Below are 235 nucleotides of genomic sequence, written 5' to 3'. Positions count from 1 at the left end.
TTTCTACTGCGTTAGCGTCTTTCGCGTAGTTCACTATGCCACAAAGGTGCTGGCCACAACGAACGATTTGTATAAATACCCAACAAATCGCTGCAAAATAATCACGAAAGATCAACAGAGACCCTAGGTTGATTATATTTTGTACGTTCATGCGCTGGCCCTGATGAGTTACTACATTTAAACGCTTAATCGCTGTACTTGTTGATATACCTGCTGGCATTGCGGCAGTTTGAGC

The 235-nt window shown here is 43.0% G+C and carries 1 protein-coding gene; it reads right to left on the bottom strand.

The annotated features are described in order from the left end of the window. Positions 1-220 (bottom strand): hypothetical protein (locus Q4528_RS16205; RefSeq protein ID WP_303522797.1); only part of this gene is annotated, 220 nt, incomplete at its 3' end. Positions 221-235: the final 15 nt, after the last annotated feature.

This window comes from Staphylococcus pasteuri (assembly GCF_030547725.1).
Classification (GTDB): Bacteria; Bacillota; Bacilli; order Staphylococcales; family Staphylococcaceae; genus Staphylococcus; species Staphylococcus pasteuri.
Note: the sequence above shows the minus strand (reverse complement) of the source record. Positions and strands in the feature narration are given on the sequence as shown.